Genomic DNA, 21,848 nt, shown 5'->3' on the forward strand with positions numbered 1-21,848 from the left:
GCGCGCCCCTGAACCGCCCCGGTCGCCCCTGCGGCCGGGGCGGTTTCGTGCCGGTGTGGCCTCTGACACCGGAGATTCGGTACCGATCCTCCGAATGATCGACGGGTCAGCGCGACTCAGGCGTCGAAGTCGTACTCCAGGACGTAGGAGGCGGCGTCCAGGATCATCTCGTTGAGTTCCACGACCTGGCCCTCGTCGGCGAAGGCGGTGCGGCAGATCAGGATCACCGGGGTGCCGGCGGACAGCTCCAGGCGGGTGGACTCCTCCGTGCTGGGCATCCGGGAGCGGACCTCCTCGCGGAAGTGGACGGGCTTGGCGCCGATCTCGGCCAGCCGGGCGTAGGTGCCGCCGGGGCCGGTGTCCTCGCGGGTGATGGCGGTGCCGGCCACCAGGCCCGCGGGCAGGTACGAGGTCGAGAGCAGCACCGGCTTGCCGTCCAGGACGAAGCGGCGGTGCCGTACGCACATCGGGGCGCCGGGGTCCACCCCGAGCACCCGGGACACGTGGTCGGGCGCGGCCCGCTCGGCGACGGAGACCTGGTCGACCACCAGGGTGCGGTTGTCGATGTCCGCCGACCATATCGACCGACCGGAGCCCCACTGGCCCTGCGCCAGCCGCTGGATGCCGCGACGGCGCAGCGGCCGGAAGTCCCGCACGAACACCCCGGCGCCGCGGCGCGCCTCGGCGATGCCCTCGCTCTGCAGCACGCCCAGCGCCTGGCGGGCGGTCATCCGGGCGACGCCGTACTCGTCCATGAGGTCGTTCTCGCCGGGCAGGCGGTCACCCGCGCGGTACCGGCCGGTGTCGATGGCCGCCTTCAGCGCGTCGGCGATCCGCTGGTACTTGGGCTGTTTGTCGCCACTGCTGCCGGTCATCGCCGCTCCCTCTCCCTCGGACAAATCGTAGGCGTGCCTCCGGCCGCCGGTAAGCAGATACGACCGTTGACATCTCTAGAGATTTTAGCTTCTCTAGAGATGCTGGCCAGTCGCCTACCGGAGCGAGGAGCACAGCGGTGACCATCCGACAGCGCAACACCCCGGCCTACCGGCCGCACGTGGGTGAACTCGTCCTCGACCGGAGGACCGGACGCACCGGCATCTACATGGACACGATCGGCGGCGAGCTCTACCTCCGCCCCGAGGGGGGCGGCCGCGAATGGGCCGTCGAACCGCACGACGTCTCGCCCGTTCCGCGGCCACGCGAATCAGCCGAATACGATCTTCCGCGCTAATCGCGGCAAAAAGCACGCAAACTGCAGCATTCCGACCCCGTCAATCCGACCGGTGAATCCGGAATTCCGGAACGCCCCGCACCCGCCGCCGGGCACGTTACGGATATCGCCGGTCACCATGAGTGCACTGCGCGCGCGTTTCGGCCACCCGGCTTCCACTGACGGGGAATTGGCGTGCCCACAACCGACGGCGCCCCCGCGCCCGGACGGGGGCGCGGGGGCACTCGGCCACAACGGCTTACGGGTTGCCGCCGATCGCGTTCTCCGGCCGGTACGGGCCGCCATGCGTGCCGGTGGCCGGCTCGTCGGGCTCCTCGATGTGCCGGCCCTCGTCACCGAACGGGCCGTTCTCGAAAGCGTCCTTCTCCGCGTCGGTCGGCGCGGTGTACTCGGTCGGGTTCGGGGACGCGGTCACCGCGCCCTCCACCGCCTTGCCCGCCTCCACAGCGGCGGCCGGGGTGCCGGTCTGCGCCGCGTTCTCGGGCGCCGACTGCACCGGGGTCTCGCTCTGGTCGTTGGCCATTGGGCGGCCGCCTTTCGGTCATCAATTGTGTCCAGCCCGGCCTCTGTGGCGCGGGCGCGGGGACAGTATCGTAGGGTTGATTAAATGTCCGATAAACATCGTGCGGCTTGCGGCGCCGTCCGGCAGAGTCGGGCGTCCGCCTAAGCTGAACCACCACGGCGGACCGCCGAGCGCCCTTTCACGGAATCGACACCACAGGCCATCGGGGGACTTCATGCAGTTTCGGGAGACGCCGCAGACCCCTGCGCTGCGCTTCCAAGTCCTCGGTCCGGTCCAGGCCTGGCTCGACGGCAGGCCGCTCTCCCTCGGTTCCCCTCAGCAACAGGCCGTTCTGACCACCCTCCTGCTGCACTCCGGACGCCCGGTCACCACCCAGGACCTCGTCGACGCACTCTGGGGCGAGCGGCCCCCGGCCCAGGCCGTGGCCGCACTCCGCACCTACGTCTCCCGCCTGCGCTCCGTCATCGAGCCCCGCCGCGAGGTCCGCAGACCCGCCGAGCTGCTGGTCTCGGTGGCCGACGGGTACGCGCTGCGCATCCCGGGCGAGGCCCTCGACCTGTCGGTCTTCGAACGGCTCTCCACCGAGGCCGCGGCCGCCCGCACCGCGGGCGACAAGCACGAGGCGCACCGGCTGCTGGTACAGGCGCTGGACCTGTTCAGCGGCCGCCCGCTCACCGGCATCCCCGGACCTTACGCCGACGCCCAGCGGCTGCGACTGGCCGAGCGACAGGCGGCCGCCGCCGAGGAGCGGTGCGCCGCCGCGCTCGACATCGGCCTGCACGCCGAGATCGTCGGCGAGCTCAACAACCTGACGACCGAATACCCGCTGCGCGAGCGCCTGCGCGAACTGCTGATGCTGGCGCTGTACCGCTGCGGACGCCAGGCCGAGGCACTCGGCGTCTACACCGACACCCGCAAGCTGCTGATCGAGGAGCTCGGGGTCGAACCGGGCGCGGGCCTGTCCGCGATGCACACCCGCATCCTCGCGGCCGACCCGGCGCTCGCCGTCCCGGTCGTCCCCGCCCCCGCCGTCCGCGAGGACGGCCCGGCCGCACCTCACGCTCCGGCCCAACTCCCCGCCGATGTGTCCGACTTCAGCGGGCGCTCGGAACTGGCGAGCGACCTCTCGGCGGTTCTGATGAACGCCACCGGTCAGGCCGTGGTCGTGACCTCGCTGGCCGGCATCGGCGGGGTCGGCAAGACCACCCTCGCGGTGCACGTCGCCCACCGCGTCCGCGCCGAGTTCCCGGACGGCCAGCTGTACGTCGACCTGCGCGGAGCCGGCACCTCGCCCGCCGACCCGGTGGTCGTCCTGGGCGATTTCCTGCACGCGCTCGGAGTCACCGAGACCCCCGACTCGCTGGAACAGCGCGCCGCCCTCTACCGCTCGCTGCTCGCCAGCCGCCGCATGCTGATCCTGCTCGACAACGCGCGTGACGCCGACCAGATCCGGCCGCTCATCCCCGGCGTCTCCGGCTGCGCCGTTCTCGCCACCAGCCGCTCCCGGCTGGCCGGTATCCCCGGTGCCCAGCTGTTCGACGTCGAGGAGCTGACCCCGGACGAGGCGCTCGCGCTGTTCTCGGCCATCGTCGGCGAGCAGCGGGTCGCCGCCGAGCCCGAGGCCGCCATGAAGGTGGTCACCGCCTGCGGTTTCCTCCCGCTCGCCGTCCGCATCGCCGCCGCCCGGCTGGCCAGCCGCCCGCGCTGGAGCGTCTCCGACCTGGCCAGTCGGTTAGCAGACCAGCGCCGGCGGCTGGACGAACTCCAGCTCGGCAACCTCGCCGTGGAGACCACCATCGGCCTCGGCTACGGACAGCTGTCCGAGCCCGAGGCCCGCGCCTTTCGATTCCTCGCCCTGATCGACTCCCCCGACATCCCGCTGGCGGCCGCCGCGGCGCTGCTCGGCGTGGACGAGTACACCGCCGAGGACCTCGCCGAGGCCCTGGTCGAGGCGAACATGCTGGAGTGCTTCGCCCCGGGCCGTTACCGCTACCACGACCTGCTCCGCCTCTACGCCCAGCGGCAGAACGAGCGGATGGGAGACACCGGTGAGCAGGAGCAGGCGGTGCTCCGGCTCCTCGAACTGCTGATCCCGACCGTGCGAAACGCGGCCCAGGTGATCGAGCCGGACGAACCCGTACTCGAACAGCTGACCGCACTCGCGTCGCCGGGACTCGGCCTGCCCACGAGTCACGCCGCACAGGACTGGCTGCGCACCGAGGGCGGCCTGTTGCTCAGCACCGTCGAGGCCGCCGCGAGCGGCCCCGGCACCCTGCAGCGCGCAGCTGTCGACCTGTTGAACTACCTGATCAGCATCGACCCGGACCCGACCCGCGGCCCCCGAGCGCTCCGGACCCTGGAGGCCATCGGTGCGGACGCGCATCGTCGTGACGACTCGGCCGCGCTCGCCCGAGTGCACTTCGCCCGCGGCACCCTGCAGTCCGTCACCAGCGACTTCCAGGGCGCCGAACAGTCCTTCCGTCGGAGCCTGGGCCACCAGGCGCCGGACGACCCGACCGTCCTGCTCGTGGCCACGGCCAACATGCTGGGCGTGATGCTGAACGTCGGCAACCGTCCGGCCGAGGCCCTGTCGTTCTACGAACAGGCCCGTGCCACCAGCCAGGCCGTCGGCTCACCGACGGCCGAGGCACGGGTGGTCAGCAACATGGCCCGGGCGCAGCACCGGCTCGGCATGACGGAGACGGCGATCAAGTCGGCCGGCGACGGCGTGGCCGCCGCGCGCGAGTCCAAGAACGGCCCGCTGCTCGCGCAGACGCTCTACCAGCTCGGCGTGGTGCTCTCCGGCGCCGAGGCCGTCCCGCACCTGCGGGAGGCGCACGGGCTGTACCAGTCGCAGCGGAACCTCCTGTGGGAGGGCTACACCCTGGCCCGGCTCGCCTCCGCCCTGCTGGTCGCCGGGCAGCCTGCCGAGGCCGCCGAGGCGGCGGGCGCGTCGCTGGCGATCGCCCAGGAGCTGGACTCCGCCTACTGCCAGGGCCTTGCCAACGCCGCGCTGGGCGAGGTGTTGCTCGCCCTGGCGCAGCCGGCTCGCGGGCTCGCCTGTCTCCAGGAGGCGCACGCGATCTTCACGCGGCTCGGTGTGCCAGAGGCCTCCCCCGTGGCGGACCTCATCTCCCGACAGCAGCACACCGAGCCCTTCTCTCCCCCCGCGCCGTAAGGCCTCCGTCGTTCCCCCCTCGGAGGGCCTCCCCCGATCCGCGTCGGCGCTCCCGCAGCCCCCCGGCTGCGGGAGCGCCCTCAACGCTTCCCCGGCGCTGGACTCCACTGTGCACCGGGCCGATTGACGTTTGATAAACGTCGGATAGTCAGCCTGCAGAGTGGGAAAACCGCAGGTCAGCGGCGCCACCCCGGCGCGCCGTGCGGCGTGCGGGGCCCGCCGCACCACCCCGGCCCGCACCGTCGTGCTTCCGCAACCCCGGCCACAATGCCCCAAGCACGACGAGTTGGCCGGAAAGGGACCCCACGACGCAGTGATCACGCATATTCTCAGATGCCAGTACGCACACGAGTGTCTGCCGGAAACGCGTCGGGTGCGGTCCGTCGGTGTGATGCGGGGAGCGTGACGCACCGCCACCGGCTGCGGCCCAGGGGCCGCCGCGGAGCCGACCGGAGGCCACGGGTGGAAGGGTGCCCTCAACGTGACGACCGGACGGATATCCGATGCGTTCCCCGTCGGCGAGGACGCCGGGGACGACGAGCCCGAGGTACGCCGGCGCCGCGCGGCCCGGGCCCTGCAGGCGGTCGCCTTCGACACCATCGGGGCCGGGTACGGCGAGGCCTTCCCCGCCAAGGACGGGCAGCTGGCCTGCGGTCGGCGGCTGCTCGCCGGGCTCGAACCCGGCGCCCGGGTGCTGGACGTGGGCTGCGGCACGGGCGAGCCGACCGTCCGCCAGCTCGTCCGGGGCGGGTTGCGGGTGACCGCCGTGGACCTCTCCGACGTGATGCTCGGCCTGGCCCGTGAGACCTCCGTCCCCGGCGACTTTCCGCCGGTGTTCCATCGGATCGACCTGTACGATCTGGCCACCTCGCGCGCCGATCGGGTCTGGAACGCCCCCGCGCTCGGGCCCGAGGGCCACGGCACCTTCGCCGCCGTCACCGCGTTCTTCTCGTTGATCCTGCTGCCGCAGGACGAGGTCCCGACCGTCCTCGGGCGGCTGCGCGAACTCCTGCGGCCGGGCGGCCTGCTGGCGCTCGGCATGGTCGAGGCGGACCTGGATCACGTTCCGCTTCCGTTCCTTGGCAGAGAGCTGCGGATCAGTGGGTATCTGAGGGAGGATCTGGAGCGGGTCCTGGTTGCGTCCGGTTTCGCCGTCGAGGAGTGCTCGGGGCATCCGTACGCGCCGGCCAGTACCACGCTGCCGCCGGAGGAACAGCTGTTCCTGTGCTGTCGACGCGTCGGCTGAAGGAGCACCGACAACCGGGCCGGAGCCACGGCCTCCGCAACGGGTCGTCCGCACGGCCCTCGCAACAGAACAGCTCACCGACCACAACAGCTCACCGACCACACCGAATCCAGGACAGGCAGCCGTGCGCGACCAGCTCAAGACCGAGGCGGAGCAGCCGCCCGCCGTCCCGGGCCAGCGCCGCCAGGTCCCGGCCCGGGCGCACGCACCGGCGAAGCCGCCGACCGTACGGCCGGAGCGCGTCGACGTGGCGGACCGGCTCGCCTACCTCGACTCGGCGACCAGGCGGATCAACAGCGCCCTCGACCTGGCCGCGACGCTGCGCAACATCGGCCGGGTGCTGGTCCCGGCGCTGGCCGACGCCGCCGTGATCCACCTGCGGGACCCGCTGCCCAACGTCGAACGCGAGCCCGGCTTCCCGGAGGAGCTGCGGATCCACCACAGCACCGGCACCCGGATCGGCCGCCGCGGCCGCCCGGGCGGCTTCGACGACCGGCGACGCTCCCGCTACGGCGCCCGCTCGACCGCCGACAGCGGCCCGGCCACCCCGGTGACCCGCGGCGGGGCGCTCGCGCACGCCCTGCTGAGCCGCCGCCCCGCCGAGGCGGCCGTCCTCGGCACCCCCGCCGCCGAGCGCACCGAGGTGCTGCTGCGCGAGCTGTACGGCACCCGCGGGGTGGCCCGGCTGGCCCCCGGCACCTCCGTCCTCGCCCTGCCGCTGCGCGGCCGCAAGGCCGTCCTCGGGCTGCTGGTGCTGATCCGCCGCCCTCCCGAACGCAGCGGCCGCCCGGTCTTCGACGCCGCGGACACCGCGACCGCCGCGCACCTCGCCACCCAGGCCGGGCTGGCCGTGGACACCGCCCTGCGGTACGCCCGCGAGTGGGAGATAGCCAACGAACTCCAGCGCAGCATGCTGCCGTTGCGCCTGCCCCAGCCGCACGGCGTCCGGCTCGCCCAGCGCTACCTGCCCGGTGAGCGCGGCGCCCAGGTCGGCGGCGACTGGTACGACGCCGTCCCGCTGCCCGGCAACCGGGTCGCCCTGATCGTCGGCGACGTGATGGGCCACTCGCTCACCTCGGCCGCCATCATGGGCCAACTGCGCACCAGCGCCCAGACCTTGGCCGCCCTCGACCTGCCGCCGCACGAGGTGCTCTACCACCTGGACGAGCAGGCCCAGCGGCTCGGGCGCGAACAGCACCTGGCCACCTGCGTGTACGCGGTCTACGACCCGATCGCCAACCGGGTGGTGCTGGCCAACGCCGGGCACGTCCCGCCGGTACTGGTCGGCCCGGACGGGACGGCCGAGCTGGTGGAGCTGGACTCCGGGGCGCCGATCGGGGTCGGCGGGGTGGACTTCAACTCGGTGGAGCTGCCGGCGCCGCCCGGCTCGGCGCTGCTGCTGTTCACCGACGGGCTGGTGGAGACCCGCAGCCGCCCGATCAGCGACGGACTGGAAGTGCTGCGCGCCCGGATCGCCGCCGCCCGCTGGCAGTCCCCCGAGCAGCTGTGCCAGGAGGCGCTGCGGATCCTGCCGCCCGGCGACCGCGGCGACGACATCGCCCTGCTCGGCGCCTGCTTCGACGGCATCCCGGCCGGGGACGTCGCGCACTGGTACCTGCAGCCGCGCAACGAGACGCCGGGCCGGGCCCGCCGGCTGGCCGCGCACACGCTGCGCCGCTGGGGGCTGGACGAACTCATCGAGTCCACCGAGCTGATGGTCAGCGAGCTGGTGACCAACGCCGTCCAGCACGCGACCCGGCCGATCACCCTCAGCCTGGTGCGCACGACCCGGCTGCGCTGCGAGGTCGGCGACGACAGCCCGCTGCTGCCGCGCCCGCGCCGTACCGGGCCGGAGGACGAACGCGGGCGCGGGCTGCAGATAGTGGCCCGGTGCGCGGAGCGCTGGGGAGCGACCCGACTGGGCACCGGCAAGGTGGTCTGGTTCGAGCAGCGGCTGCCCGTCGTCAGCTGAGGGGGAGCGCCCACCGACAGCCGGGCGGGCGCCCGGCGGAACGGGTGCCACCGGACGCCCCGCGCGCTGGGGGTCAGACCGCGACCGGCTCCTTGGCGGGTTCCTCCTCCAGCCGCGCGATCAGCTGCTCGCCCTCCATGTCCACCTTCGGCACGACCTTCTCCAGCGGCTTCGGGAACCACCAGGCCGCCTTGCCGAACAGCGCCATCGCGGCCGGCACCAGCGCCATCCGCACCACGAAGGCGTCCACCAGCACGCCCACCGCGAGGGCGAAGCCGATCGGCTGGACGATCGGGTCGTGGCCGAAGACGAAGGCGCCGAACACCGAGACCATGATCAGTGCGGCCGCCGTCACCACCCGGGCACCGCCCTTGACCCCGCCCACGACCGCCTCGCGCGGCGCCTTGCCGTGCACGTACTGCTCCTTCATCCCGGAGACCAGGAACAGCTCGTAGTCCATCGCCAGCCCGAACAGCACCCCGATCAGCAGGATCGGCACGAAGCTGACCACCGGGCCGACCTTCGGCACGTCGATCAGGCCGTCCAGCCAGCCCCACTGGTAGACCGCGACCACCGCGCCGAGCGAGGCCGCGATGCTTAGCAGGAAGCCCAGCACCGCCTTGAGCGGCACCAGCACCGAGCGGAACGCCAGCGCGAGCAGCACCAGCGCGATGCCGACGATCACCGCGACGAACGGCGGCAGGGCCTGGCCGAGCTTGGCGGAGACGTCGATGTTGGCGGCTGTGGTGCCGGTGACGGCGATGTCGGCGCCGGTCGCCGCCTTCAACTCCGCGCGCTGGTCGCGGATCTCGTCGACCAGCGCCCTGGTGTCCGGGTGGTCCGGGCCGGTCTGCGGGATGACCGGCACCAGGGCGGTCCGGCCGGCCTCGTCGACCTGCGGCGGCAGCAGCGTCCTGACGCCCTTCAGGGTCTGCAGCTTGCCGGCCACGCCCTGCACCGCCTGCGCGGGCAGCGGCGCGCCGTGGGCGTCCACGACGACCACCAGCGGCGCGTTGAAGCCCGGCCCGAAACCGTCGCTGACCAGGTCGTACGCCGTGCGCGCGTCCGTCCCGACGGCCTGCGAGCCGCCGCCCGGCAGGCCGAGGTCCAGGCTCGCCGCGGGCACCGCCAGGGTGCCGAGGCCGGCCAGGCCGACGAGCAGGACGGGCAGCGGGCGGCGGACCACGAAGCGCGCCCAGCGCTCACCCATGGTGGTCCTGCCGCTGGTGCGCAGCGCCCGCTTCCAGACCGGCAGCCGGTCGATGGCGCGGCCGACGAAGCCCAGCACCGCGGGCAGCAGCGTGATCGCGACCAGGACGGCCACCACGACGGCGCCGGAGGCGGCCAGGCCCATCACGGTGAGGAACGGGACGCCCGCGACGGCGAGCCCGGCGAGGGCGACGACCACGGTCAGGCCGGCGAAGACGACGGCGCTGCCGGCGGTGGCGGTGGCCCGGGCGGCCGCCTCCTCCGGCTCCAGGCCCTCGTCCAGGTGGCGACGGTGGCGGAACAGGATGAACAGCGCGTAGTCGATGCCGACGGCGAGGCCGACCATCAGGGCCAGCACCGGCGCGGTGGTGATGATCTGGAACGAGCCGGTGAGCGCCAGCAGTCCGGCCATCGACACGCCGATGCCGACCAGTGCGGTCAGCAGCGGCAGCCCGGCCGCGACCAGCGTGCCCAGGGTGATCACCAGCACCACCCCGGCCACCAGCAGGCCGATCGACTCGGAGCCGCCTTCGATCTGGGCGAACCTGTTGTAGGCGTCGCCGCCGAAGGCCACGTCCACCCCGGCCGCCCGAGCCGGTTCGGCGGCCGCCTTGACCGCCTCGCGCTGCTGGTCGGTGACGTCGGCGAGCTTGTGGTCGAAGGAGACCAGGGCGATCGCGACCCGCTGGTCCGGCGAGACCGCGCCGGTGGCGTACGGGTCGGGCACCGCGGCCACGCCGGGGACGTGGGCGATCCGGCCGACGGCCTCGCCGACCGCCTTGGCCGCCTCGGGTGAGGCGATTCCGCCGGGGCCGCCGGCGGCGAAGACGACCTGGGCGGAGCCGTGGCCCTGCGCCGGGAAGGTGTCCTTGATCCGGTCCAGGGTCGCCTGCGCCTCGGTACCGGGCACCTTGAACTCGTCGCTGGTCTTGCCGGCGAAGGCGCCCGCGGCCCCGCCGATCGCGATCAGCACGGCGATCCAGACGGCCAGGACGGCACGCCGCCGGCGGAAGCAGTAGCGGCCCAGTCGGTACAGGTACGTGGCCATGGGGCGGTCCTCGGGGTCGGTCAGGGATGCGGTCGTGGAGTCGGTCGGCTGTCGATCGGATGTCGGCCGACTGTCGGTCGGGGCGGGTCGCGTTCCACCGTACGCTCAAGTTTGTCGGGTGACAAAGTTGGGCGACCGAATCACTCGACAAGATCGACCGACCGGATCGCTCGACACGGTTCCCCGACCGTGGCGATACCCTGGCTGGATGGCTCATGTCCCCGCCTCCGAACGCCGCCCGCAACTGGTCCAGGCCGCACTCGACCTGATGGCCAGGGAGGGGGTCGCGGCCGGCAGCACCCGCGCGATCGCGGCCGAGCTGGGCGTGGCCCAGGCGACGGTGCACTACACCTTCGGCACCAAGAAGGACCTCTACCGGGCCGTGGTGGAGCAGCTGACCGCCGAGGCCATCGGCCAGGTGCGCGCCGCCTCCCCCGGCGACGGCCCCTTCGGGGAACAGGTCCGCACCCTGGTGCATGCGCTCTGGGACGCCACCACCGGCGAGGAGGGGCGCTGCGTGCTGCTCAGCGAGTTCGGGGTGCTGGCGATGCGCGACCCGGACGTGCAGGAGATCATGCTCGGGCTCCAGCGCGAGATCGAGGGCACCGCCGCCGAGATGCTCACCGCCCTCGCGGCCACCCACGGACTGGCCCTGGCCCTGCCCGCCCGCGAGATCGCCGTCCACTTCCTCAGCGGCTTCGACGGACTGACGGTCCGCCACCTCTCCCTACGCGGCACCGGCGACCGGCCCGAGGCGGACACCCTGCGGGCGCTGGACCTGCTGGTCGCGACGACGGTCGGGCTCTGTCTGGGCGCCCCGGCCACCCGCCCCGGGGCGGGCTGGCACGGGGAGCCGGCCCGGGCCTGAGCCCTGCCGGGCCCGAGTCCCAACCCCGTCCGGTCAGGACCCCACGATCCGGACCGGCAGCTCCGCCAGCACCTCGCGCAGCGCGCCCGCGAAGCGCTCGTACTCGGCGCCGCGGGCCGAGCCCGGGCGGACGGCCAGTCCGATCCGACGGCCGGGCGCCGGATCGGCGAAGCGGACGGCGGCCAGCCGGTCGGCGCGCCCGGCCTCGACGTCCAGCGCGGTGGCGGGCAGCAGGGTCACCCCCAGCCCGCCGGCGACCAGCTGGACCAGGGTGGACAGTCCGGCCGCCCGGGTGGTCGAGCCCGCCGGGTCGGTGCCGACCTCGCGGCAGATGTCCAGCGCCTGGTCGCGCAGGCAGTGGCCCTCCTCCAGCAGCAGCACGTCCAGGTCGAGCAGCACGTCGCGCGGCACGTCGATCCGCCCGGCGAGCGGATGGTCGGGCGGCGTGACCAGCACGAAGTCCTCGTCGAACAGCGGGATGTCCACGGTCGGCGCGGACCCGCCGGCCGGCAGCGCCAGCAGCAGGACGTCCAGGCGCCCGGCGGCCAGCCCCTCCAGCAGCGAGGGGGTGCGCTCCTCGTGGACGTGCAGCTCCAGCTCCGGGAAGCGGTCGCGGACCAGCCGCAACACGGTGGGCAGCAGGTAGGGCGCGACGGTCGGGATGACGCCGAGGTGCAGCGGCCCGGTGAACGGGCGGCGGGCGGCCTCGACCTCCTCGGTCAGGGCCTGCAGGGAGGCGAGCACCCGGCGGGCGTGCTGGTGCACGCGCTCCCCCAGAGGGGTGACAATCACCTTGCGCGTCGTACGCTCGACCAGCTGTGCGCCCAGCGAGTCCTCCAGCGCCGCGACGGCTCCGGAGAGCGCCGGCTGGCTGGTCCCGCTGGCGGCGGCGGCCTCCCGAAAGTGCCGGTGTTCGGCCACCGCGACGAAGGCCCGCAGCTGGGCGACGGTCGGGGTGCGCGGACTGCGTGTGGCACTCGGCGTGGAACTCGTCGTGGAACCCGGTGTGGCACTCGCCACAGTCAGGTCGTTCCTGGCGGCGGCGGCCTTGCGGGAGCGCGGCCGCGACGTGGGGAATTCAGTACTGATAGCCATCTCCGATCAGATACATCCAGTCTAGCTATTTCTCCGATCAGTCCACGATGTGGAATTGTGCTGGGTGTCCGGAATCCGGACAAAGCTCCCCTCATCTCACTTCAGGAGAAGCGCACGTGCTCACGATCGGTGACAAGTTCCCCGAGTTCGACCTCAAGGCCTGTGTCGACCTGGAGGCGGCGAGCGCCTTCGCTGACATCAACCACAAGTCCTACGAGGGCAAGTGGAAGATCGTCTTCTTCTGGCCGATGGACTTCACCTTCGTCTGCCCGACCGAGATCGCCGCGTTCGGCAAGCTGAACGACGAGTTCGCCGACCGCGACGCCCAGATCCTCGGCGTCTCCGGCGACTCCGAGTTCGTGCACCACGCCTGGCGCAAGGACCACAAGGACCTGCGCGACCTGCCCTTCCCGATGCTGGCCGACGTCAAGCACGACCTGATGCGCGCCTGCGGCGTCGAGGCCGAGGACGGCACCGCCCAGCGCGCCGTCTTCATCGTCGACCCGAACAACGAGATCCAGTTCGTCATGGTCACCGCCGGCTCCGTCGGCCGTAACCCCAAGGAGGTCCTGCGGGTGCTGGACGCCCTGCAGACCGACGAGCTGTGCCCGTGCAACTGGACCAAGGGCGAGGACACCCTCGACGCCCAGGCCCTGCTGGCGGGCTGACCCATGGCCCTCGACGACCTGAAGGCCGCCCTCCCGGACTACGCCAAGGACCTCAAGCTCAACCTGGGCTCGGTCATCGGCAACTCCGACCTCCCCGCCCAGCAGCTCTGGGGCACCGTGCTGTCCTGCGCGATGGCCACCCGCAGCCCCGGTCTGCTGCGCGAGCTGGAGCCCGAGGCCAAGGCCAACCTCTCCCCCGAGGCGTACACCGCCGCCAAGGGCGCGGCCGCGATCATGGGGATGAACAACGTCTACTACCGGACGCTGCACCTGCTCTCCGACAAGGAGTACAGCACGATGCGGGCCGGTCTGCGGATGAACATCATCGGCACCCCGGGCGTCGAGAAGGTCGACTTCGAGCTCTGGTGCTTCGCGGTCTCGGCCATCAACGGCTGCGGCCAGTGCCTCGACTCGCACGAGGCCGTCCTGCGCAAGGCCGGCGTCGAGCGCGAGGTCGTGCAGGCCTCGATGAAGATCGCCGCCGTCCTGCAGGCCGTGGCCGGCGTCCTCGACTCCGAGGCCGCCCTGGCCGCCGTCACCGCCTGACGCACCCGGCACCACCCCCGACGGTCCCCCTCCAGCCCAGGAGGGGGACCGTCGGCGTTTTCCCGCCCCCGGCGCGCTCAACTCCGCTACTGTGCAAGGCGATCCGTGCACGATGCAGGTCCGGAGGAGAACCCGGATGTCCGACCACCCGGAGAACGGCGGAGGCTTCCAGGTCGCCCCGAACGAACTCCAGCAGACCGGGAGCACCGCCATCGAGACGGCGGGCGAGCTCCCCGGAGACCTCAAGGCGCTGGCCGAGACCACGCACCAGTCCACGGCCGGACTCACCGGACTCCGCTGCGGCGCCGCCCTCGACGCCTGTACCGGCGCCTGGCACACCCTGCTGACCGACCTGCACACCACCCTGGCGCGGCAGGGCCAGGGCCTCGTCGACAGCGGCCTCGGCTACGCGAGCGCCGACCAGCGGATCGACTCGGCGTTCGGACCGGACACCCGCACCGACGCCCCGACCGCACAGCAGCAGCAGAACTTCGTCCTGCACTTCGGTTAGGGGCCGACCGGATGGACCTCGCCACCCTGCGCGACACCGACCTCACCCACCTGTACGCCGCGGCCGACGCCTACGACACGGCCCACCGCGCGGTGGGCCGGCTCCAGGAGCGTTGGCGCGACGGCGTCGACGGCCGCATCGCCGGCTCCGGCTGGTCGGGGCCCTCCGCCGACCTGGCCCGCCCGGCGCTGCACCGCAGCACCGGCGAACTGAAGGCCGCCCGGAGCGAGCTCCGGCAGATCGGACGGTCGATCCGGGTCGGCGCCGACGCGTTGGTCCTCGCCCAGTCCGCGCTGCGCAAGGCGCTGGCCGACGTCCGAACCGAAGGGATGTCCGTCGACGAGCGCGGCTCCGTCTCCTGGCCGGCCGGCAGCCACGCCGACCGGGACGACCCCGAGTACGAGCGGAGCTGCGAGCGCACCGCCCGGCAGTTGGCCGGCCGCATCGCGACCGCGCTGACCGAGGCCGAGGCCGTCGACCAGGCCCTCTCCGCCCGGCTCCGGCACTACACCGGACGGGCCCGCGACGGCAGCGGGCTCGACCCGGTCACGGCCACCACCGACCGGCTCGACCCCGGCCTCCTCCCGGAGAACCTGCTGCTCGGCGGCGTGCCCGGGGAGGACGCCGCACCCGCCGAGGTCAACGCCTGGTGGACCGCACTACCCGCCGACAGACAGCAGTGGCTGATCGAGGAACACCCCGACCTGGTCGGCAACCGCGACGGCATCCCCGCCCTCGCCCGGGACCGGGCCAACCGGATCCTCCTGCCGAGGCTCATCGCCGCGTACGAGAAGGGCGGCCCCGACCCGTACGGCGACCTCAAGCTCGCCGGGTTCCGGAGCATCGCCCGGCGCCTGCGGGACACGGACGGAACGGAGCCACCCGTCCTCCTGCTCGGCATCGGAGCGAAGGGGCAGGGCCGCGGCATCCTCTCCTTCGGCGATCCCGACACGGCCGACGACGTCACCTCGCTGGTCGGCGGCCTGGACACCAGGCTGCAACGCATCGGCGGCGGTGACGCGGACCGGGCGAAGGCCGTGTACGACGCGGCCAGGCGCGCCGACCCCACGCGCAGCACGGCGTCCATCGCCTGGCTGGGCTACGACGCGCCGCTCGCCTTCGTGGAAGCCGGCGATCCGAGCCGCGCCCGGGGCGGCGTCGACGCCTACCGCAGGTTCCTCGAAGGGCAGCGCGTCACCCACCAGGGCACGCCGGCCCACGTCACGGCCCAGGGGCACAGCTTCGGCTCCCTCCTGGTCGGCCTCGCCGCGCAGAAGCCGGCCGGAATCGCGGCCGACGACGTCATCCTCGTCGGCAGCCCCGGTACCGGGGCCTCCCACGCCTCGGAGTTCTCGGTCGGGGCCGACCACACCTATGTCGGCGCCGCCTCCTGGGACCACATCTCCCACCTCGGCTGGTACACCGCGGACCCGGCCGGGGCCGACTTCGGCGCCCGCCGCTTCGCCGTGGACGGCGGGTCTCCCGACTTCACCGCGCACTCGGCCTACTGGGACGACGGCCCGCACGACGACCACACCTCGGTCGACAACATCGGACGGATCGTCAGCGGCCAGGGCAGCCGGATCACCGGGGCGGCCGGGCGCCGCGACTGACACCGGCCCCGGTCGACGCGGCGGCCCACCCGCGCCGTCCGCCCTCCGCTACTCCGCGGCCGAGGAGGCCTGAGCGGCCGGAGCGCCCTGAGCGGCCTGAGCGGCCTGAGCCGACGGATCAACCTGGCCCGCCGAGTGGCCGGCCGCCGTGCGCTCGGCCGCTTCGCGGGCGGCCTCCAGCGCTGTGAAGACGGCCTGGCCGGCCTCGTTGCGGCGGCGCAGGTGGGTGATCACGGTGTTGGTGACGGCGATCAGCGGGACGGCGACGACCGCACCGCCGATGCCGCCGATGATGCCGCCGGCCGCGACGCCGAGGACCACGCCCAGCGGGTGCACCCGGACGGCCCGGCCGAGGATCAGCGGCTGCAGGATGTGGCTCTCGACCTGCATCACCGCGACCAGCACCACCAGCACCATCAGCGCCGTCCACGGCCCCTGGGTGACCAGCGCGATCAGCACCGCGACGGTGCCGGTGACCAGCGCGCCGACCAGCGGGACGAAGGCGCCCAGGAAGATGATCACGGCCAGCGGCATCGCCAGCGGCACCCCGAGCAGGTCGATGCCGATCCCGATGCAGACCGCGTCGATGAAGGCCACGCAGACGGTGCCGCGCACGTACGCGGTGAGCGTGGCCCAGGCCTTCGGGCCGGCGCCGGCCATCGCGAAGCGGGAGTGCCGGGGCAGCCCGCGCAGCGCCCAGTTCCAGATCCGCTCGCCGTCGTAGAGGAAGAAGAAGGTGGTGAAGAAGGTCATCAGCACCGCGGTCAGGATCTCGACGGCGATCTGCGCGCCGGTGATCGAGGCCGAGGTCAGCTGGTCGGTGTTGGTGGTGATCGCCTTGGTGATCTGGTTGGCGAAGTCGGTGATCTGCTGCTGGGTCAGGTGCAGCGGCCCGGTGACCAGCCAGTCCTTCAGCTGGTTCACACCGGTCTTGACCTGGTTGGTGACGTCGGTCAGGTTGGTGGTCACCTGCCAGACCACGAACCAGCCGACCAGCCCGATTCCGGCCAGGCCGCTCAGGAACACCCCGCCCGCCGCCAGCGAGCGCGGCGCCCGGTGCCGGCGCAGCCAGGACACCGAGGGCTCCAGCAGCGCGGTGATCAGCAGCGAGGCCAGCACCGAGAAGGCGACCAACCGCAGCATGTCGACCACGTAGAAGACGACGTAGAGCGCGGCGCCGAGCAGCAGCAGCCGCCAGGTCGACTCGGCGGCCACCCGAAGCCCCCACGGCACCGCCTCGGCGGGGGTGGCGGGCCGTCCGGGGTGGTACTCCCGCCCGAGCCCCGGGTGCGCGGCGGGCACCGCGGGTACGGCCGGGGCGTGCGCGGCGGGCGCGGGGGCCCCGGCGGAGACGGGAGCCGCGGCCGCCGGGGAGCCGGTCGGTGCCACCGGCGCCGGACCCGGGTCGGTCCGCGGGACCGGGACCGGGCCGGGTGTCTCGGCGAGTGCCGGCACGTGCCCGTCGGCGAGCAGGGGGACGGCGAGTTCGTGCGGGTCGGCCGCCATCGCGGCACGCCGGCGCCGTTCGATCACGGCGGCCGCGCTCGCCACCACGGCCATGCCCTTGGCCACGGCCTTGAAGGCCTTTCCGCCCCGCGCCATCCTCGCTACCACCGCTCCCCGGCCCGACCCGCCGTGCCCGGCGGTACGCCGCGGGCTCCTGCCGCGGCCGTCAGGGATGACGCTACCCGGCGGGGGTGCGGGGAGTCCGACCGCCGGTGGGTTCGGCTCGAACAACCCACCTCGGGAAATGGGACAAATAGCAATGATCCCTATGGTTTCGGACGTACCTCGCAGGGGAGGACTCGGGACGAGACCCCGAGCCCTCTCCGGAGTCGCCGCCCGAGTCGCCTCCGGAGTCACCCCCAGAGCCATCCGCCGGCGGACCGGCCGGTGCGGGAAGCATCCAGGACCCCTTCCTGCGCCCCGCGTCCGCAACCGGGACCGCACCGCCCGAGAGCGCACTGGTCAGCGCAGCCCGGGCGGCGCGGGCCCACCCCGCCGAACGTCGGCCCGAACGAAGCCGAGCGACGCCCCGTGCGACACCCCGAACGGCGGCCGAAGCGGCGCCCCGAGCACCCCGGGCACCCCGAGCGCCCCGGGAAGCACGACGGCCCCCGACCCACCCGCCCGAGAGGGGCGAGCGGCCGGAGGCCGTGCGCGGAGTGCGCCGCCGGAGCGGCAGCCGCTCCTAGTACCAGTTGTGGGCCTGCCAGAACGACCACGCGCCACAGGGGCTGCCGTAGCGGCTGTTCATGTAGCTGAGGCCCCACTTGATCTGGGTGGCCGGGTTGGTGCGCCAGTCGGCGCCCGCGGAGGCCATCTTGCTTCCGGGCAGCGCCTGGACCAGGCCGTACGCGCCGGAGCTCTTGTTGGTCGCCGTGTAGTCCCAGCCGCTCTCGCGCTTCACGATCTGGCTGAAGCACTGGAACTGGGCGTCGCTGCCGACGATCTGCCGGGCGAGGTCCTGGACGGAACCGGGGCTGACCGAGACGGGCGGGGTGCTGTCGTCGACCGCGGTCATCGCCGAACGGGCCTTGGACCGGTTGGCGGCCTCGGTGGCCTTGCGCGCGTCATCGGCAGCCTTGGCGTCGGCGTCGGCCTTGGCCTGGGCGTCGGCCTTCGCCTGGGCGTCCGCGGCGGCCTTCTGGCGCGCGGCCTCCTCGGCGGCCTTCTGCTCGGCGGCGGCCTTGGCGGCAGCGTCGGCCGAGGCCTGCTGCGCGGTCGCCTGCTGACCGATGTTGTCGCTGACGATCTGCGCCTGGGCGCCGGAGGGGACTTCTGCAAGCAGGGTCGCGCCGGCGACGTCGACCGTCTGCGTCGTCTTGCCCTCGCTGCCCGAGGCCATGCCCACGACGGCACCGACAGCGGTGACGGCGGTGGCGGAGGCCACGGCGACTCCCCGGACCGAGATCCGAGTCACATGGATTCCTTCCAGCATCGCCCACGCGTGACCGTGCGGGCGCAACATGCCCCTTGGCACGGACCTCCGCACGGTGCTCTGGTCACGGGAGGTGCTGGCCCGGCGTCCGGCCGAGGTGAGGCGACCGGGCGTTGGAATCGGGCGGCGTACGGCTCATCGGTTTTCAATTGTGCGTCCACCGACGGGAGTTGGCGGACCTTCCGGGCCTGACTTCCGGGGTCCGGAAGCCCTGCCGCGCCGTACGCGGGGCCTGACAGAACCCTCACCATGCCGCACCGGGCACTGTCGACGCAATTCCCGCCCGCGTGGCGCATGTCACATTCACCGCACGGGAGTTCTCCGGACAGAAAGCACTCGATGTGATGAAACGGGTGGGGCCCGCTCCGTCAGGAACGGGCCCCAGGTCACGAGTTGACCGCATTGTCCGACTATGTCCCGATCAGGGACGAATCACGGGTGGATGTCCTCCAGCATCTCCGTGACCAGCGCCGCGATCGGCGAACGCTCCGAGCGCGTGAGCGTGATGTGCGCGAACAGCGGATGCCCCTTCAGCTTCTCCACCACCGCCACCACACCGTCGTAGCGGCCCACCCGGAGGTTGTCCCGCTGCGCCACGTCGTGGGTGAGCACCACCCGCGAGCCCTGGCCGATCCGGGAGAGCACCGTCAGCAGGACGTTCCGCTCCAGCGACTGCGCCTCGTCCACGATCACGAAGGCGTCGTGCAGCGAGCGCCCCCGGATGTGGGTCAGCGGCAGCACCTCCAGCATCCCCCGGGAGATGACCTCCTCGATCACGTCCGGCGTGGTGACGGCCGAGAGGGTGTCGAAGACCGCCTGCGCCCAGGGGCCCATCTTCTCCGCCTCGGAGCCCGGCAGGTAGCCGAGCTCCTGTCCGCCGACCGCGTACAGCGGCCGGAAGACCATCACCTTGCGGTGCTGCCTCCGCTCCAGCACCGCCTCCAGACCCGCGCACAGCGCCAGCGCCGACTTGCCCGTACCGGCCCGGCCGCCCATCGAGACGATGCCGATGTCCGGGTCGAGCAGCAGGTCCAGCGCCACCCGCTGCTCGGCGCTGCGCCCGCGCAGGCCGAACGCCTCGCGCTCGCCGCGCACCAGCCGGACCCGCCCGTCGCCGGTGACCCGCCCGAGTGCCCGGCCGCGCTCCGAGCTGAGCACCAGTCCGGTGTGGACCGGCAGCTCGTCCGCCCCCTCGACCTCCACCGCGGCCTCGTGGCCGGCCGCGAACAGCGCGTCCACCCGGTCGGCGGCGACGTGCAGTTCGGACATGCCCGTCCAGCCGGAGGTGATCGCGAGCTCCGCCCGGTACTCCTCGGCGAGCAGGCCCACCGAGCTGGCCTTGATCCGCAGCGGGAGGTCCTTGGACACGACGGTGACGTCGTACCCCTCGGCCTGCAGGTTGCGGGCGACCGCCAGGATCCGGGTGTCCGCCTCGCCACCGGCGCGGTAGCCGGCCGGCAGTATCGACACGTCGGAGTGGTTGAGCTCGACCCGGATGGTGCCGCCGAGCTCGCCGACCGGGATCGGCTCGTCGAGCCGGCCGTACCGGATGCGGTAGTCGTCGAGCAGGCGCAGCGCCTGGCGGGCGAAGTAGCCCAGCTCCGGGTGGTGCCGCTTGGCCTCCAGCTCGGTGACCACCACCACCGGGAGGACGACCTCGTGCTCCTCGAATCGGGTCATGGCGAGCGGGTCCGCCAGGAGCACGCTGGTGTCGAGAACGTACGTGCGCCGGTCTGGTGTCCGGCGGCTCTTGGAACTGACCACTAGGCCTCCAGAGCGGATGACCCTGCGTCATCCGCGGCAAGCCGGCCCCCGCTGCCCCGGTGGCCTCGGGGCCGGTCTGATCGGAGTATTCCCAGGCGGGGGGCGGTGCATTCGCGCTCCCGGAGAACTGACGGATCATTGCCGGTGAACGTTTGGCCTCGCGGGGGCTCCGGGTACTCCAGCCCTACGGCGGTCACTTCACCGGCTCGGCCGGTCCCGGGGTCCGCGGAAGGCAGGGTCCTACAGGCCCAGGCGCCGGTTCCGCTGCTCGAAGGCGCGCAGGGCGCGCAGGAAGTCGACCTTGCGGAAGGCCGGCCAGTACGCCTCGCAGAAGTAGAACTCGCTGTGCGCGCTCTGCCAGAGCAGGAAGCCGGAGAGCCGCTGCTCGCCCGAGGTGCGGATGATCAGGTCCGGGTCGGGCTGGTTGCGGGTGTAGAGGTGCTCGGCGATGTGCTCGACGGTGAGGATCTCGGCCAGCTCCTCGATCGAGGTGCCGCGGCCGGCCTGCTCCTGGAGCAGCGAACGGACGGCGTCGGCGATCTCGTGCCGGCCGCCGTAGCCGACGGCGACGTTGACGGTGATGCCGTCGATGTCGGCGGTCTCCTCGGCCGCGCGCTTGAGCACGTCGGCGGTGTGCTGCGGGAGCAGGTCCAGCGCGCCGACCGGGTGGACCTTCCAGCGGCGGGCGGCGGCCAGGCCGGTGACGGCGTCCTCGATGATGCCGAGCAGCGGGACGAGCTCGTCGGCCGGGCGGTCCAGGTTGTCGGTGGAGAGCATCCAGAGGGTGACGACCTTGACGTGGGTCTCGTCGCACCAGCCGAGGAACTCGCTGATCTTGTCGGCGCCGCGCTGGTGTCCGTACGCGGTGGAGCCGCCGGCGGCCTTGGCCCAGCGGCGGTTGCCGTCCAGGATCACGCCGATGTGGTGCGGGGTGCGGGCGAGGTGGACCTCGACCCGGCGGCCGTAGAGCCCGTACATCCCGCCCAGCAGGGTGCGCAGCCCCGGCGTCCGTTCGGCGACATCGCGCAGACCCATGGTTCCCGGACCCCTCCGTGCTCGTTCAGCTGGTGCGTCACCACCCCGGCGCAGCCTACTCCGGCGCGCAGGCGCACGGTAAAGCAGCAGGTAGCGGTCTGGTCACGGTCCTGTACGAAGTCTGTCGCGACGGGCGTGTCGGGGGTCGCAGGGGCGCCGCCCGGCGGCCGTACGGGGAGTCGGCGGGCGGACACGGGAGTCGGCGGTGCGGACACGGAACGGTCTCCGAATCCTTAACGGAACCGTAAGCCGTTCGTCCGATGCTTGACGACCAGCAATGGTCTAGTCCAGCTTTTGATCCGGGACGGAACGATTCTCTCCGGTCCCACCCCCACCGGCTTCTCACGGACCTCCCCTCCCCCACACGCGGCCGCCGCGCCCCCCACCGCGGCGGCCGCTC

At 72.9% G+C, this 21,848-nt stretch carries 17 protein-coding genes; 9 read left to right on the forward strand and 8 right to left on the reverse strand.

Features of this window, described 5'->3' with window-relative positions:
* Positions 1–116 precede the first annotated feature (116 nt).
* Positions 117–875: a GntR family transcriptional regulator gene (locus BX285_RS02270; RefSeq protein WP_097236425.1), complete on the reverse strand. Its 759-nt coding sequence runs from the start codon at positions 873–875 to the stop codon at positions 117–119.
* Between the two features lie 137 nt (positions 876–1,012).
* Here BX285_RS02270 and BX285_RS02275 point away from each other — a divergent pair, with 137 nt between their 5' ends.
* Positions 1,013–1,231 (forward strand): hypothetical protein, encoded by a 219-nt coding sequence (locus BX285_RS02275; RefSeq protein ID WP_121174327.1) that lies wholly within the window; start codon positions 1,013–1,015, stop codon positions 1,229–1,231.
* Between the two features lie 238 nt (positions 1,232–1,469).
* On the opposite strand, the gene BX285_RS37055 is transcribed toward BX285_RS02275, so the two are convergent.
* Complete coding sequence (locus tag BX285_RS37055) at positions 1,470–1,754, reverse strand: hypothetical protein (protein ID WP_097236426.1); 285 nt, start codon at positions 1,752–1,754, stop codon at positions 1,470–1,472.
* Positions 1,755–1,968: 214 nt separating this feature from the next.
* On the opposite strand from BX285_RS37055, the gene BX285_RS02280 reads away from it, so the two are divergent.
* The 3 genes from BX285_RS02280 to BX285_RS39095 all read left to right on the forward strand — a co-directional run bounded on the left by BX285_RS02280 (position 1,969) and on the right by BX285_RS39095 (position 8,150).
* Positions 1,969–4,932: a BTAD domain-containing putative transcriptional regulator gene (locus tag BX285_RS02280; RefSeq protein ID WP_183106985.1), complete on the forward strand. Its 2,964-nt coding sequence runs from the start codon at positions 1,969–1,971 to the stop codon at positions 4,930–4,932.
* 481 nt (positions 4,933–5,413) lie between these two features.
* Positions 5,414–6,178, forward strand: a complete 765-nt coding sequence (locus BX285_RS02285) for a class I SAM-dependent methyltransferase (protein WP_257032433.1) — start codon at positions 5,414–5,416, stop codon at positions 6,176–6,178.
* Between the two features lie 124 nt (positions 6,179–6,302).
* Positions 6,303–8,150, forward strand: a complete 1,848-nt coding sequence (locus tag BX285_RS39095; RefSeq protein ID WP_179852770.1) for an ATP-binding SpoIIE family protein phosphatase — start codon at positions 6,303–6,305, stop codon at positions 8,148–8,150.
* A gap of 73 nt (positions 8,151–8,223) precedes the next feature.
* Here BX285_RS39095 and BX285_RS02295 read toward each other — a convergent pair whose 3' ends face one another.
* Positions 8,224–10,407, reverse strand: coding sequence for an MMPL family transporter (locus BX285_RS02295; protein ID WP_121174329.1), 2,184 nt, complete (start codon positions 10,405–10,407; stop codon positions 8,224–8,226).
* Between the two features lie 208 nt (positions 10,408–10,615).
* Between BX285_RS02295 and BX285_RS02300 the strand changes: the two genes are divergently transcribed.
* Entirely contained in the window at positions 10,616–11,275 is a 660-nt protein-coding gene (locus BX285_RS02300) for a TetR/AcrR family transcriptional regulator (RefSeq protein ID WP_121174330.1), read from the forward strand.
* A gap of 33 nt (positions 11,276–11,308) precedes the next feature.
* Here BX285_RS02300 and BX285_RS02305 read toward each other — a convergent pair whose 3' ends face one another.
* Positions 11,309–12,295 carry a LysR substrate-binding domain-containing protein gene (locus tag BX285_RS02305; RefSeq protein ID WP_257032434.1) on the reverse strand — a complete coding sequence of 329 codons (987 nt, stop codon included), beginning with the start codon at positions 12,293–12,295 and terminating at the stop codon, positions 11,309–11,311.
* A gap of 191 nt (positions 12,296–12,486) precedes the next feature.
* Here BX285_RS02305 and BX285_RS02310 point away from each other — a divergent pair, with 191 nt between their 5' ends.
* The 4 genes from BX285_RS02310 to BX285_RS02325 all read left to right on the forward strand — a co-directional run bounded on the left by BX285_RS02310 (position 12,487) and on the right by BX285_RS02325 (position 15,708).
* Positions 12,487–13,038 (forward strand): peroxiredoxin, encoded by a 552-nt coding sequence (locus tag BX285_RS02310; protein ID WP_097236431.1) that lies wholly within the window; start codon positions 12,487–12,489, stop codon positions 13,036–13,038.
* 3 nt (positions 13,039–13,041) lie between these two features.
* Positions 13,042–13,584 (forward strand): alkyl hydroperoxide reductase, encoded by a 543-nt coding sequence (locus BX285_RS02315; protein ID WP_121174332.1) that lies wholly within the window; start codon positions 13,042–13,044, stop codon positions 13,582–13,584.
* Between the two features lie 136 nt (positions 13,585–13,720).
* Positions 13,721–14,095 (forward strand): hypothetical protein, encoded by a 375-nt coding sequence (locus BX285_RS02320; RefSeq protein WP_121174333.1) that lies wholly within the window; start codon positions 13,721–13,723, stop codon positions 14,093–14,095.
* Positions 14,096–14,106: 11 nt separating this feature from the next.
* Positions 14,107–15,708 carry an alpha/beta hydrolase gene (locus BX285_RS02325; RefSeq protein WP_121174334.1) on the forward strand — a complete coding sequence of 534 codons (1,602 nt, stop codon included), beginning with the start codon at positions 14,107–14,109 and terminating at the stop codon, positions 15,706–15,708.
* A 48-nt stretch (positions 15,709–15,756) separates the two neighbouring features.
* Here the strand turns inward: BX285_RS02325 and BX285_RS02330 are convergent, their stop codons facing one another.
* The 4 genes from BX285_RS02330 to BX285_RS02345 form a co-directional block, all read right to left on the reverse strand.
* Entirely contained in the window at positions 15,757–17,310 is a 1,554-nt protein-coding gene (locus tag BX285_RS02330; RefSeq protein ID WP_121174335.1) for an AI-2E family transporter, read from the reverse strand.
* Between the two features lie 589 nt (positions 17,311–17,899).
* Positions 17,900–18,631 (reverse strand): transglycosylase SLT domain-containing protein, encoded by a 732-nt coding sequence (locus BX285_RS02335; protein ID WP_121174336.1) that lies wholly within the window; start codon positions 18,629–18,631, stop codon positions 17,900–17,902.
* Between the two features lie 450 nt (positions 18,632–19,081).
* Positions 19,082–20,413 carry a PhoH family protein gene (locus BX285_RS02340; RefSeq protein WP_097236437.1) on the reverse strand — a complete coding sequence of 444 codons (1,332 nt, stop codon included), beginning with the start codon at positions 20,411–20,413 and terminating at the stop codon, positions 19,082–19,084.
* A gap of 240 nt (positions 20,414–20,653) precedes the next feature.
* Positions 20,654–21,448, reverse strand: coding sequence for an isoprenyl transferase (locus BX285_RS02345; RefSeq protein WP_179852772.1), 795 nt, complete (start codon positions 21,446–21,448; stop codon positions 20,654–20,656).
* Positions 21,449–21,848 lie beyond the last annotated feature (400 nt).

Origin of the sequence: Streptomyces sp. 1114.5 (genome assembly GCF_003635085.1) — a bacterium.
Lineage (GTDB): Bacteria > Actinomycetota > Actinomycetes > Streptomycetales > Streptomycetaceae > Kitasatospora.

Coding starts and splice junctions, on each gene's coding strand:
- BX285_RS02280 (WP_183106985.1), top strand. CDS start 1,969: ATGCAGTTTCGGGAGACGCCGCAGACCCCTGCGCTGCGCTTCCAAGTC.
- BX285_RS02345 (WP_179852772.1), bottom strand. CDS start 21,448: ATGGGTCTGCGCGATGTCGCCGAACGGACGCCGGGGCTGCGCACCCTG.
- BX285_RS02300 (WP_121174330.1), top strand. CDS start 10,616: ATGGCTCATGTCCCCGCCTCCGAACGCCGCCCGCAACTGGTCCAGGCC.
- BX285_RS02270 (WP_097236425.1), bottom strand. CDS start 875: ATGACCGGCAGCAGTGGCGACAAACAGCCCAAGTACCAGCGGATCGCC.
- BX285_RS37055 (WP_097236426.1), bottom strand. CDS start 1,754: ATGGCCAACGACCAGAGCGAGACCCCGGTGCAGTCGGCGCCCGAGAAC.
- BX285_RS02295 (WP_121174329.1), bottom strand. CDS start 10,407: ATGGCCACGTACCTGTACCGACTGGGCCGCTACTGCTTCCGCCGGCGG.
- BX285_RS02325 (WP_121174334.1), top strand. CDS start 14,107: ATGGACCTCGCCACCCTGCGCGACACCGACCTCACCCACCTGTACGCC.
- BX285_RS02330 (WP_121174335.1), bottom strand. CDS start 17,310: ATGGCGCGGGGCGGAAAGGCCTTCAAGGCCGTGGCCAAGGGCATGGCC.
- BX285_RS02320 (WP_121174333.1), top strand. CDS start 13,721: ATGTCCGACCACCCGGAGAACGGCGGAGGCTTCCAGGTCGCCCCGAAC.
- BX285_RS02315 (WP_121174332.1), top strand. CDS start 13,042: ATGGCCCTCGACGACCTGAAGGCCGCCCTCCCGGACTACGCCAAGGAC.